Origin of the sequence: Mesorhizobium sp., from assembly GCF_024509055.1 — a bacterium.
In the GTDB taxonomy this organism is placed as follows: Bacteria; Pseudomonadota; Alphaproteobacteria; order Rhizobiales; family Rhizobiaceae; genus Mesorhizobium.
Window position 1 is genome coordinate 1 of sequence record NZ_JANINM010000504.1, and the last position, 11,075, is coordinate 11,075.

Below are 11,075 nucleotides of genomic sequence, written 5' to 3' on the forward strand. Positions count from 1 at the left end.
TTCCGGATTCGATGCTCGATTACACCAGCTACGAGGACTATTTTTACTCGCGCCGTGCCTGGTTCTTCGGCCTGCTCGGTGCGACCTATCTGCTCGACGTCGTCGACACACTGCTCAAGGGCCCGGAACATTTCGCCCGCTTCGGCAACGAATATCTGTTCCGCACGCCGATCTTCGTTGCGCTCTGCATCGCCGCGATCCTGGTGCGCGACAAACGCTTCCACATCGCCTTCGTCGCGGTGGCGCTCATCTACCAGATATCCTTCATCCTGCGGCTCTTCGACACCATCGTCTGAGCGCCATTGGGCTGTTGAATGGGATGGTCTAGGATTTCCGGGAAAGGCAGGTTTCGCCATGTACAAGGCCGTCGGATCGCGCGGCTCCCGCGTCAGCCGGGTGCTCTGGATGCTCGAGGAACTCGGGCAGCCCCATGAGTTCGTTGAGATCAAGCTGCGCTCACCGGAAGCCTATGCGCTCAATCCGTCCGGCAAGGTGCCGATCCTGATCGACGGCGAGCTGAAGATCACGGATTCCGCCGCGATCTGCATTTATCTGGCCGACAAGCATGCCGAGAAGGGCATGGGCGCCAATCCCGGCCTGGCCGGTCGCGCCGAGATGGATTCCTGGATGCATTTCGCCCAGAGCGAGTTCGAGGCGCCGCTATGGAACAAGCTGCGCCACCGTTTCCTGCTGCCGAAGGAAATGCGGGTCGATGTCGGCCCCGCCGCCGCCCATGATTTCGGTTCCGAAGTGAAGGCGTTGGACCGTCGGCTCGGCGACAATGCCTTTGCGCTGGGGGACCGTTTCTCCGCCGTCGACGTGCTGCTCGGCGATATGGGCGGCTGGGCCCGCGCCGGCCGGTTCCCGATCGAGTCCGAGCGCGTCAACGCCTATTTCGAGCGCGTGCTGTCTCGCCCCGCGCGTGCCCGCGCGCAGGCCAATGGCGGAGCCTGAAATGAAGCTCAACATCACCACCGACTTCACCAAATTTCCGCGCGCCATCTCGGTATTGCCGGCAGGCGCGGCCGGAGCGGCGACACCCTACGACAAGGCCGTGCTTGCCCATGACGAGCGGCATCTGCGCCGCCGCGCGATCGAGACGGCGGCCGGTGACAAGGTGCTTGTCGACCTGCCCGAACCTGTGGCACTGAACCACGGCGACCGGCTCGTGCTGGAGGATGGCCGCCAGCTCGAGATCGTCGCCGCGCCGGAAGAGGTCTACGACATCCGCGCCCGCGACGCCGTCCATCTCGCCGAGCTGGCCTGGCATATCGGCAACCGCCATCTTGCGGCGGCGATCGAGGCGAACCGCATCCTTATCCTACGCGACCACGTCATAAAGGCCATGCTGGAGGGGCTCGGCGCCACGGTGAGCGAAGTCTCGCAACCGTTCAGTCCGGTGCGCGGCGCCTATTCCGGGCATGGCCACGACCATTCGCACGATCACCATGGCCACGATCATCACGATCATGACCATACGCACGGCCATCACGAACACAGCCACCATGACCACGACTGAGCAGCCTTCCGGCATGGCGCTGCTGCGGCTGATGGCCTGGCTGTCGCCGTCCTTCCCGGTTGGTGGCTTTGCTTACAGCCATGGCCTCGAACGCGCAGTCCATGACGGGCTGATCGCCGATCGCGAGGATCTCGCCGAATGGCTGGAGACGCTGGTCGAGATGGGCTCTGGCTGGAACGACGCGGTGTTGTTCGCCGAAAGCTGGCGCCGCGCGCAAGACGGCGGCGATCTGGCGGAAATCGCGCAACTCGCCGAGGCGCTTGCCGGATCGCGAGAGCGTCATCTCGAAACCCTGCTGCAGGGCGCGGCCTTCCTGAAGGCGGCATCGGCTTGGCCGTCTCCCGTGCTGGAGCGGCTGCCGGCGGACTGCGCCTATTGCGTCGCTGTCGGCGCGGTCGCTGGCGGTAACGGCATCGGGCTGCGAGATGCGCTGGCGGCCTTCCTGCAGACCTTTTTCTCCAATCTCGTGCAGGCCGCGATCAGGCTCAGTGTCGTCGGTCAGACCGAGGCAGTCTCATTATTAGTCGGCTTTGAAACTTTGGCGTTGGCGACAGCCACGCGCGCCGCCGCATCCACGCTTGACGATCTCGGCGGCGCCGCCTTCGTCTCCGACATCATCTCGATGAAGCACGAAACCCAATATTCGCGTCTGTTCCGATCATGATCATCCTGGCCCTCGTCCTCTCCTTCGTCCTGCTGCTGATCACCACGTTGCATGTGTATTGGGGCATTGGCGGCATCTGGCCGGGCACGGATGCAAAATCCTGCGCCCATGCCGTCGTCGGCTTTCGCGGCGTCGACGAGATGCCGTCGTCGGTCGCGAGTTTCGCCGTCGCCGCTTGCCTTGCGCTGGCGACGCTCTGGCCGCTGGCGCTGGAAGGCGTCTTCGCCTCGCCCTTCCCGAAGGAGGGGCTTGCCGCCACCGCGCTGCTCATAGGTCTCGTCTTCCTCGGACGCGGCGTCGCCGGCTTCACGCCCTGGTGGCGCGGGCTGGCGCCCCAGCAGCCTTTCTCGCGGCTCGACCAGCGCCTTTATTCGCCGCTCTGCCTGCTGATCGGGCTGGGCTTCGCAGTCCTGGCAATCTCGGAGTTTCCGGCATGACCCAACCCAACGGTCCCCTTCGCGTCGGCATCGGCGGTCCCGTCGGCTCAGGCAAGACGACGCTGACCGAGAAGCTTTGCAAGGCGTTGCGCGATCAGTTCTCGATCGCGGTCGTCACCAACGACATCTATACCAAGGAAGACGCGATGATGCTGGCGCGCCTGCAGGCGTTGCCGGAAGAGCGGATCGTCGGCGTCGAGACCGGCGGCTGCCCGCACACCGCCATTCGCGAGGACGCCTCGATCAACCTGCGGGCGATCGCCGAGTTGAACAGGAAATTCCCCGACCTCGATATCGTCTTCATCGAGTCCGGCGGCGACAATCTCGCCGCCACTTTCTCGCCGGACCTCGCCGACCTGACGCTCTATGTCATCTCGGTCTGCCAGGGCGAGGAGATCCCGCGCAAGGGCGGCCCGGCCATCACCCGCTCGGATTTCCTCATCATCAACAAGAGCGACCTCGCGCCCTATGTGAACGTCAATCTCGACGTGATGGAGAGCGACGCCGCCCGCATGCGCGGCAAGCGGCCCTTCGGCTTCACCGACCTGTCGCGCGGCAAAGGTCTGCGGGAGGTCATCGACTTCATCGTCGAGCAGGGCGGTTTGCAATCGGCGCGCCCGGCGGCATGATCGCCTGACCCAGCAGTTTGCGGTTGCTGGCAGCCGTCACGCGCGGCATTCTCCCCAAAACTGGAGGATTTTTGATGAGCATTGCCCGTCTGCACAAGGAACCGTTGAGCAACCTGCCTTACTATCAGGAGCGGGTCGACCTCGCCGCCGCCTTCCGCTGGACGGCGCGGCTCAACATGCACGAGGCAGTGGCCAATCATTTCTCGCTGTCCGTCAACGAGGACGGCACCAAGTTCCTGATGAACCCGAACCAGGTGCATTTCTCGCGCATCAAGGCGAGCGACCTGCTGCTGATCGACGCCAACGATCCCGAAACGCTGTCCGGTCCCAACGCACCCGATCCGACCGCCTGGGGCCTGCACGGCGCCATCCACCGCAACGTGCCGCACGCGCGCTGCGCCATGCACGTGCATTCGATCCATGCCACGGTGTTGGCCTCGCTGGCCGACTCCACGCTGCCGCCGATCGACCAGAACTCGGCCATGTTCTTCAACCGACATGTCGTCGACGCCCATTATGGCGGCCTGGCTTTCGAGGAAGAGGGTGAGCGCTGCTCGCAGCTTCTGACCGACCCCAAGGTCAGGGTCATGATCATGGGCAATCACGGCGTGATGGTCATTGGCGATAACGTCGCCGACACCTTCAACCGAATGTTCTATTTCGAGCGCGCCGCCGAAACCTACATCAAGGCGCTGTGGACGGGTCGCCCGCTGCGCACGCTTTCCGACGAGATCGCCGAGAAGACGGCGAGCGAGATGGACGACTATCCCGGCCAGGCAGAGCGCCATCTCGCCGAGTTGAAGGCGATCCTTGACGAGGAAGAGCCGGTCTACCGGAACTGACAATTACAGCCCGAGTTCTCGACGCAGTTCCCTGGCGCTGTTGATGACGATGGCGCCGGCCGGCCCCTTCATCGGCGCCTCCGGCCAGAAGATCGTCTTCATACCCGCGGCAAGTCCGGCCATGGCGCCGGTCAGGCTGTCGTCGACGGCGAAGGCGTCCGTCGGGTCGACGCCGGCGAGATAGGCTGCCCTCAGGAAAGGCTCGGGCAACGGCTTGCCGTCGATCACGTCGTTGCGGCTGACCGTCATCATGCCGGGATAAGTGAGGCCGACGGCGCGCAGGTTGGCATCGACGATCAGCCTGTCGGAGTTGGACACCACCGCCTGCTCGACGCCCAGCGCCCGCAACTCGTTGAAGACCTCGATCGCGCCGGGACGCGGCTTCAGCGTCTCGGTCATCGGCAGGTAGTGGTCGTATTTGCGCAGGATCCAGTCGTCGAACGGCAGCGACAGGCCGAATTCGTCGCGCAGCATCTCGTAGACCGGCCATGCGGCGATGCCCAGCACGCGCTCATGCAGGTCGGTCGGCGGCGCGATGCCGACGCTGCGCAGCGCGGCCACGAGCGCGGCTTCGTGCAGCGGCTCGCTGTCGACGAGTGTCCCGTCCATGTCCCAGAAAACCGCTTTCGGCGTCATGCAAGGCTCCTTTCGCCGATTCCCTTAATGCGTTTGCGCGCCGAGATAAACCGTCCCGCCGGCAAATGGTCCCGACAGGGGCGAACCCGTCGACAAATCATCGCGACAGATGGCAAGCAATTGCTCTCTTGATTGACAATTGCGCGCAGGCGCAATCGTTGTGTAAGCTGGCAGGCCCGTTCTTCAACATCGAACGGGTTGGGAGGCAGGACGTGAATTCGCGACAGGAAGCCGGCGGCAGCTCGAGGTTGGACGACGCCGCGCGCGCCGGCTGGCTCTATTACGTTGCCGGCAACACGCAGGACCAGATCGCCACCAAGCTCGGTATCTCCAGGCAGACAGCGCAGCGGCTCGTGTCGTTGGCGGTATCGGAGGGCCTGATCAAGGTGCGTGTCGACCATCCGATCGCCAATTGCCTCGACCTTGCCGCACGGCTGAAGTCGCGCTTCGCGCTCGATCTGGTGGAAGTGGTGCCGAGCGATCCGACGTCGTCGTCGACGACCATCGGCATCGCCGAGGCGGCGGCAGCCGAGATCGAGCGCCGGCTGCGCTCGCCGACGCCCGTCGTCATGGCGATCGGCACCGGACGCACGCTGAAGGCCGCCATCGAGCAATTGCCGCCCATGGAATGCCCGCAGCACAAGGTCGTGTCCTTGACCGGTAACATCTCGCCCGACGGTTCGGCCGCTTTCTACAACGTCATCTTCACCATGGCCGACCGGGTCAAGGCGCGATCCTTCCCGATGCCGCTGCCGGTCATCGCTTCCTCGCCGGAGGAGCGCGAGATGCTGCTCAACCAGCCGATGATCCAGCCGACGCTGGCGCTGGCCGCGGAGGCCGACGTCACTTTCGTCGGCATCGGCGATCTCGGCCCCAAGGCGCCGCTCTTCGAGGATGGCTTCATTTCTGAGAACGAGTTGAAGGCGCTGCAGAAGGCCGGCGGTATTGCCGAGATCGTCGGCTGGGTGTTCGACCGCGAAGGCCGCATGATCGACGGCATCACCAACGATCGTGTCTCGTCCGCCCCGTTGCCATCGCGCGAAAAGTCGCTGGTCATCGCGCTTGCCATGGGCGAGCGCAAGCTGCCGGGCATCCTCGCCGCCGTGAACCGGCGCCTGGTCAATGGCCTCATCACGGATGAGCGGACGGCGGCCGCCCTGCTCGCCGGCGCATGATGCCGAGCCATCGGCTCGGCGGGCTCACGCGCCAGGATAGATGCTGATTGCCGATAAAATCGAAGCGGCTAATCGTGAAGCCCGCTCGGATCGTTGCCGTCGAGAAAGCCCATATCCCGCTGCAGATGCGGCGACAGTTCCCGAACGTCGATATAGACGCGCCGGCGGCTCGCGAAGCGCGAGAATTCGCGCGCCAGCAATGAAATCCATCCGCGAACCGGGGTCGAAACGAGCTTTTCCTGTGCCGTGGTCATGATCGTCAGCCTTCGCTAAGCTTGAACTGGATTGATCGTCGACCCCAAATATCGGGCTGGCAGGTTCGTGCTTCCAATTAAACCTCGATCATGACCCATAAGGAGGCCTTATGCCCGATCTCAGCTCTCCGCAGCTTGCGCCGCTTCCGCCGCTGCAGGCGATCCGGGTGTTCGAGGCCGTCGCCAGGCACCTCTCCTTCACCAAGGCCGCCCGGGAGCTCGGCATGACGCAGGCCGCGGCGAGCTATCAGATCAAGCTGCTCGAGGAGCGGGTCGGGGCGCCGCTATTCCTGCGCCGCCCACGGCAGATCGAGTTGACCGAGCCCGGCCAGCGGCTGGCGCCCGCGGTCAGCGAGGCCTTTGCTATTCTCGGTCAGGCCTATGCCGCGGCGCGGGGCGGGGCCGACGGCCTGCTGTGCATAACCACGGTTCTGACCTTTGCCTCGAACTGGCTGGCGCAGCACCTGGGCTCGTTCCAGCTCGCGCACCCGGCGCTGGCCGTGCGGCTCGACACGTCGAGCCGGCTGACCGATTTCGCGCGCGAGGATGTCGATCTCGCCATCCGGTCCGGAGGCGGCAAATGGCCGGGGCTGGAGGCCCACAAGCTGCTCGACGCCGATTTCACGCCGATGCTGAGCCCGAAGCTCGCGGCCAGTATAGGCGGGGTCAGGGAGCCGGCGGATCTCCTGCGGCTGCCGATTCTCGACCCCGGCGATATCTGGTGGACGCAGTGGTTCGAGGCCGCCGGCGTGCACGCGCATGATCTTGCCAAGCGGCCGGGCAGCAGCATGGGCGCCCAGGCTTATGAGGCGAATGCCGCGATCGCCGGCCATGGCGTTGCGGTCCTCACCAGGGCGCTGTTCAAGGCCGAGCTCGCCGACGGCCGCCTCTTCCAGCCCTTCGACCTGGTTGGCGACGATGGCCATGCCTACTGGCTGGTCTACCCGACAGCCCGGCGCAACGTGCCGAAGATCCGCGCCTTCCGCGACTGGATCCTGGCCGAGATCGCCTGTCCGTAAGCCGCCGAGCCCAGCCTGCCCCTCGAAAGATATCGACCGCGCCGCCGGATAGGGTGGCGTTACGTCACTTCTGCTGCACCGCAGCATCGATTCCGCCTTGACATAAATCACGCCAAGTGAGTAATTGCCCATAGCCAAGGCAAATGCTCATCTTGGTTTATGGGAGGATTTTGATGAAACTTCGCACGCTCACCCTGGGCCTGTTGTCGGCCAGCGCCCTTGCGTTCGCCGCGCATGCCGAATCCATCACCATCGCCACCGTCAACAACGGCGATATGGTCCGCATGCAGAAGCTGACGGACGACTTCACCAAGGCTAACCCCGACATCCAGTTGAACTGGGTCACGCTTGAAGAAAACGTGCTGCGCGAGCGCGTCACCACTGACATCGCCACCAAGGGCGGCCAGTACGACGTCATGACCATCGGCACCTATGAGGTTCCGATCTGGGCCAAGCAAAGCTGGCTGCTTCCGCTCGACAAGCTCGGCGACGACTATGACGTCAAGGACATCATCCCCGCCATCGCTGGCGGTCTTTCGGTCGACGGCAAGCTCTATGCCGCGCCCTTCTACGGCGAAAGCTCGTTCGTCATGTACCGCAAGGACCTGATGGACAAGGCCGGCCTCAAGATGCCCGATGCGCCGACCTGGGACTTCATCAAGCAGGCCGCCGACAAGATGACCGACCGCGCCAATGGCGTGAACGGCGTCTGCCTGCGAGGCAAGGCCGGCTGGGGCGAGAACATGGCCTTCCTCACCGCCATGTCCAACTCCTTCGGCGCGCGCTGGTTCGACGAGAACTGGAAGCCGCAGTTCGATCAGCCTGAGTGGAAGAAGACGCTGCAGTTCTATGTCGACCTGATGAAGGCTGACGGCCCTGAGGGTGCTTCCTCGAACGGCTTCAACGAGAACCTGGCGCTCTTCCAGCAGGGCAAGTGCGGCATGTGGATCGACGCCACCGTCGCCGCTTCGTTCGTCTCCGATCCGAAGGCCTCGAAGGTCGCCGACAAGGTCGGCTATGCGCTGGCGCCGGACAATGGCCTCGGCAAGCGCGGCAACTGGCTCTGGGCCTGGTCGCTCGCGATCCCTGCCGGCACCAAGAAGGCGGATGCGGCGGAGAAGTTCGTGTCGTGGGCAACCAGCAAGCACTATGCCGAGCTGGTCGCTTCCAAGGAAGGCTGGGCCAACGTTCCTCCGGGCACGCGCTCTTCGCTCTACGCCAATCCGGAATACCAGAAGGCGGCTCCATTCGCCAAAATGACGCTGGACTCCATCAACGCGGCTGACCCGACCCATCCGACCGTCAAGCCGGTGCCTTATGTCGGCGTGCAGTTCGTGGCCATCCCTGAATTCCAGGGCCTCGGCACCACTGTCGGCCAGCTCTTCTCGGCAGCCCTTGCCGGCCAGTCGAGCGTCGACGACGCGCTGAAGCAGGCCCAGGACGCCGCCACCGCGGCGATGACCGAAGGCGGCTATATCAAGTAGGCTCCTCCCGGTGCCGAATGCCGGTAGCGCACCATGACCGGCAAGGGCCGCCCGAAACCCAGTTCGGGCGGCCCCTTCGACCTCCGGAGCGTTTGGCCGATGCCTGGCTCCGGCTGCCTGTTTTTACGCAATTCCGAAGCTGCTAGACATGTTTCGTGGAATTGCTTTTGAAACCATTAGCCGACTGTTGAAGGGTGACCATCATGGCTACTCAGCAAACCCGTTCGCTTGCCCGTTTCATGATGGCGCCATCGGTGATCCTGCTGTTCATCTGGATGATCGTGCCGCTGGCCTTCACGCTGTGGTTTTCGCTGCTCCAGTACAATCCGCTGAATCCGATACGTGACGGCTTCGTCTGGTTCGACAATTACAAACTCTTCTATTCGAACCCGGCATTCCTCTATTCGATCCTCAACACGCTGACGATCGTGGTCAGCGTGCTGATCATCACCGTAGTCGGCGGCATCCTTCTGGCGCTCCTCCTCGATCAGCCGATCTGGGGCCAGGGGTTCGTCCGCATCCTCGTCATTTCGCCGTTCTTCGTCATGCCGCCGGTGGCGGCGCTGGTCTGGAAGAACATGATCCTGCACCCGCAATATGGCGTCTTCGCCGACATCGCTCGCTTCTTCGGTGCCGAGCCGATCGACTGGTTCGGCCAGCATCCGCTGACCGCCATCATCATCATCGTCGCCTGGCAGTGGCTGCCCTTCGCGACGCTGATCCTGCTGACGTCCCTGCAGTCGCTTGACGGCGAGCAGAAGGAGGCGGCCGAAATGGACGGCGCCGGCTTCCTCAGCCGCTTCTGGTACCTGACGCTGCCGCATATGTCGCGCGCCATTACCGTTGTCATCCTGATCCAGACGATCTTCCTGCTCTCGATCTACGCCGAGATCCTGGTGACCACCAATGGCGGCCCTGGTTATGCCTCCACCAACCTGCCCTTCCTGGTCTACCAGAAGGCGCTGCTGGAATTCAAAATCGGCCAGGCGTCTGCCGGCGGCGTGATCGCAGTCATTCTGGCCAACATCGTTGCCTTCTTCGCCATGCGCGCCGTCGGCAAGAACCTCGACAAATAAGGGAGGATCAGATGGCACGCGCAGTCACCACCCGGCACAAGACGATCGCCACGGCCGCGGCGTGGATCGTCGCCCTGCTGATCTTCTTCCCGATCCTCTACACGGTCATCACCTCTTTCAAATCGGAGCAGGAGGCGATCCAGGGCTTCAGCCTGATCCCGTCGGGCACAACCGAGAGCTACGCCGAGGTTCAGGCGCAGAGCGGCTACTTCAAGTTCTTCCTGAATTCGGTGATCCTGTCGGTGGGCTCGACGCTGCTCGCCATCCTGATCGCGGTTCCGGCAGCCTGGTCGATGGCCTTCTCGCCGACGAAGCGCACCAAGGACATCCTGATGTGGATGCTTTCCACCAAGATGATGCCGGCGGTGGCGGTGCTGTTCCCGATCTACCTGATCTTCCGTGACACCGGCCTGCTCGACAGCCGCATCGGCCTCACCGTCATGCTGATGTTGATCAACCTGCCGATCGTGGTGTGGATGCTCTACACCTATTTCCGCGAAATCCCGGGCGAGATCCTCGAAGCGGCGCGCATGGATGGCGCCTCGCTGTGGAACGAGATCGTCTATGTGCTGACGCCCATGGCAGTGCCGGGCATCGCCTCGACCATGCTGTTGAACATCATCCTGGCCTGGAACGAGGCATTCTGGACGATCCGCCTGACCACTACCGATGCAGCGCCGCTGACAGCCTTCATCAGCTCGTTCTCCAGCCCGCAAGGCTTGTTCTGGGCCAAGCTCTCAGCAGCCTCGACGCTGGCGATCGCGCCGATCCTGATCATGGGCTGGTTCAGCCAGAAGCAACTGGTGCGCGGCTTGACGTTTGGTGCCGTGAAGTAAGGGAAGCAGCCGCGCCAGGCGGTGGACGAAAATACCCCGGGAGGAAACCATGGGAAATATCACGCTCAAGAACGTCTCAAAGTCCTTCGGGTCGACGACGATCATCCCGAACATCGACCTCGTCATCGAGGACGGCGAGTTCGTCGTGTTCGTCGGCCCGTCGGGTTGCGGCAAGTCCACGCTCTTGCGCCTGATCGCCGGGCTGGAGGACACCAGCGGCGGCACCATCAACATCGACGGCCGCGACGTCACCCAGGAGGCGCCCGCCAAGCGCAAGCTTGCCATGGTGTTCCAGTCCTACGCGCTCTATCCGCACATGACGGTCGCCAAGAACATCGCCTTCCCGCTGAAGATGGCGGGCGAGGATCAGGCGACCATCGACAAGAAGGTGAAGGACGCGGCCAGGGTGCTGAACCTCACCAACTACCTGGAGCGTCGTCCCGGCCAGCTCTCCGGCGGCCAGCGCCAGCGCGTCGCCATCGGCCGCGCCATCGTGCGCCAGCC

Annotated in this window: 14 protein-coding genes and 1 pseudogene; 13 read left to right on the plus strand and 2 right to left on the minus strand. The window is 63.8% G+C overall.

The annotated features are described in order from the left end of the window. The 7 genes and pseudogenes from Q0L57_RS29730 to Q0L57_RS29760 all read left to right on the plus strand — a co-directional run. Nucleotides 1-296, plus strand: a pseudogene (locus Q0L57_RS29730) (hypothetical protein); the annotation flags it as partial. A 58-nt stretch (nucleotides 297-354) separates the two neighbouring features. After that, nucleotides 355-954, plus strand: coding sequence for a glutathione S-transferase family protein (locus Q0L57_RS29735; RefSeq protein ID WP_296746653.1), 600 nt, complete (start codon nucleotides 355-357; stop codon nucleotides 952-954). Nucleotide 955: 1 nt separating this feature from the next. After that, nucleotides 956-1,519 (plus strand): urease accessory protein UreE, encoded by a 564-nt coding sequence (gene ureE / locus Q0L57_RS29740; RefSeq protein WP_296746654.1) that lies wholly within the window; start codon nucleotides 956-958, stop codon nucleotides 1,517-1,519. Further along, entirely contained in the window at nucleotides 1,506-2,183 is a 678-nt protein-coding gene (locus tag Q0L57_RS29745) for an urease accessory protein UreF (RefSeq protein ID WP_296746667.1), read from the plus strand. Before ureE ends, Q0L57_RS29745 begins: the two co-directional genes overlap by 14 nt. Further along, the gene (locus Q0L57_RS29750) at nucleotides 2,180-2,620 is read left to right on the plus strand and encodes a DUF3995 domain-containing protein (RefSeq protein WP_296746655.1); all 441 of its coding nucleotides are present in this window, start codon (nucleotides 2,180-2,182) and stop codon (nucleotides 2,618-2,620) included. Before Q0L57_RS29745 ends, Q0L57_RS29750 begins: the two co-directional genes overlap by 4 nt. Further along, nucleotides 2,617-3,249 carry an urease accessory protein UreG gene (ureG, locus tag Q0L57_RS29755; RefSeq protein WP_296746656.1) on the plus strand — a complete coding sequence of 211 codons (633 nt, stop codon included), beginning with the start codon at nucleotides 2,617-2,619 and terminating at the stop codon, nucleotides 3,247-3,249. Before Q0L57_RS29750 ends, ureG begins: the two co-directional genes overlap by 4 nt. Before the next feature lie 74 nt (nucleotides 3,250-3,323). Then, on the plus strand, nucleotides 3,324-4,091 hold the full coding sequence (locus Q0L57_RS29760; protein WP_296746658.1) for a class II aldolase and adducin N-terminal domain-containing protein: 768 nt from the start codon (nucleotides 3,324-3,326) through the stop codon (nucleotides 4,089-4,091). 3 nt (nucleotides 4,092-4,094) lie between these two features. Here the strand turns inward: Q0L57_RS29760 and Q0L57_RS29765 are convergent, their stop codons facing one another. Beyond that, nucleotides 4,095-4,727 carry an HAD family phosphatase gene (locus Q0L57_RS29765; RefSeq protein WP_296746659.1) on the minus strand — a complete coding sequence of 211 codons (633 nt, stop codon included), beginning with the start codon at nucleotides 4,725-4,727 and terminating at the stop codon, nucleotides 4,095-4,097. 212 nt (nucleotides 4,728-4,939) lie between these two features. On the opposite strand from Q0L57_RS29765, the gene Q0L57_RS29770 reads away from it, so the two are divergent. Continuing rightward, on the plus strand, nucleotides 4,940-5,902 hold the full coding sequence (locus tag Q0L57_RS29770) for a sugar-binding transcriptional regulator (protein ID WP_296746660.1): 963 nt from the start codon (nucleotides 4,940-4,942) through the stop codon (nucleotides 5,900-5,902). Nucleotides 5,903-5,970: 68 nt separating this feature from the next. Here the strand turns inward: Q0L57_RS29770 and Q0L57_RS29775 are convergent, their stop codons facing one another. Next, nucleotides 5,971-6,156 (minus strand): hypothetical protein, encoded by a 186-nt coding sequence (locus Q0L57_RS29775; protein ID WP_296746661.1) that lies wholly within the window; start codon nucleotides 6,154-6,156, stop codon nucleotides 5,971-5,973. A 110-nt stretch (nucleotides 6,157-6,266) separates the two neighbouring features. On the opposite strand from Q0L57_RS29775, the gene Q0L57_RS29780 reads away from it, so the two are divergent. From Q0L57_RS29780 to Q0L57_RS29800, 5 genes are all read left to right on the plus strand, one after another. Next, nucleotides 6,267-7,175, plus strand: a complete 909-nt coding sequence (locus Q0L57_RS29780) for a LysR substrate-binding domain-containing protein (RefSeq protein ID WP_296746662.1) — start codon at nucleotides 6,267-6,269, stop codon at nucleotides 7,173-7,175. 173 nt (nucleotides 7,176-7,348) lie between these two features. Continuing rightward, a complete protein-coding gene (locus Q0L57_RS29785; protein ID WP_296746663.1) occupies nucleotides 7,349-8,659 on the plus strand; it encodes a sugar ABC transporter substrate-binding protein in 1,311 nt (436 codons plus the stop codon). Nucleotides 8,660-8,862: 203 nt separating this feature from the next. Further along, the gene (locus tag Q0L57_RS29790) at nucleotides 8,863-9,735 is read left to right on the plus strand and encodes a carbohydrate ABC transporter permease (protein ID WP_296746664.1); all 873 of its coding nucleotides are present in this window, start codon (nucleotides 8,863-8,865) and stop codon (nucleotides 9,733-9,735) included. Between the two features lie 11 nt (nucleotides 9,736-9,746). Next, nucleotides 9,747-10,571: a carbohydrate ABC transporter permease gene (locus tag Q0L57_RS29795; RefSeq protein ID WP_296746665.1), complete on the plus strand. Its 825-nt coding sequence runs from the start codon at nucleotides 9,747-9,749 to the stop codon at nucleotides 10,569-10,571. A gap of 49 nt (nucleotides 10,572-10,620) precedes the next feature. After that, a partial coding sequence (locus Q0L57_RS29800) for an ABC transporter ATP-binding protein (protein WP_296746666.1) occupies nucleotides 10,621-11,075 on the plus strand: 455 nt, incomplete at its 3' end.

Excerpts from the sequence above, each read along its gene's own strand:
- Q0L57_RS29735 (WP_296746653.1), top strand. The coding sequence starts at position 355 with ATGTACAAGGCCGTCGGATCGCGCGGCTCCCGCGTCAGCCGGGTGCTC.
- ureE (WP_296746654.1), top strand. The coding sequence starts at position 956 with ATGAAGCTCAACATCACCACCGACTTCACCAAATTTCCGCGCGCCATC.
- Q0L57_RS29745 (WP_296746667.1), top strand. The coding sequence starts at position 1,506 with ATGACCACGACTGAGCAGCCTTCCGGCATGGCGCTGCTGCGGCTGATG.
- Q0L57_RS29750 (WP_296746655.1), top strand. The coding sequence starts at position 2,180 with ATGATCATCCTGGCCCTCGTCCTCTCCTTCGTCCTGCTGCTGATCACC.
- ureG (WP_296746656.1), top strand. The coding sequence starts at position 2,617 with ATGACCCAACCCAACGGTCCCCTTCGCGTCGGCATCGGCGGTCCCGTC.
- Q0L57_RS29760 (WP_296746658.1), top strand. The coding sequence starts at position 3,324 with ATGAGCATTGCCCGTCTGCACAAGGAACCGTTGAGCAACCTGCCTTAC.
- Q0L57_RS29765 (WP_296746659.1), bottom strand. The coding sequence starts at position 4,727 with ATGACGCCGAAAGCGGTTTTCTGGGACATGGACGGGACACTCGTCGAC.
- Q0L57_RS29775 (WP_296746661.1), bottom strand. The coding sequence starts at position 6,156 with ATGACCACGGCACAGGAAAAGCTCGTTTCGACCCCGGTTCGCGGATGG.
- Q0L57_RS29780 (WP_296746662.1), top strand. The coding sequence starts at position 6,267 with ATGCCCGATCTCAGCTCTCCGCAGCTTGCGCCGCTTCCGCCGCTGCAG.
- Q0L57_RS29785 (WP_296746663.1), top strand. The coding sequence starts at position 7,349 with ATGAAACTTCGCACGCTCACCCTGGGCCTGTTGTCGGCCAGCGCCCTT.
- Q0L57_RS29790 (WP_296746664.1), top strand. The coding sequence starts at position 8,863 with ATGGCTACTCAGCAAACCCGTTCGCTTGCCCGTTTCATGATGGCGCCA.
- Q0L57_RS29795 (WP_296746665.1), top strand. The coding sequence starts at position 9,747 with ATGGCACGCGCAGTCACCACCCGGCACAAGACGATCGCCACGGCCGCG.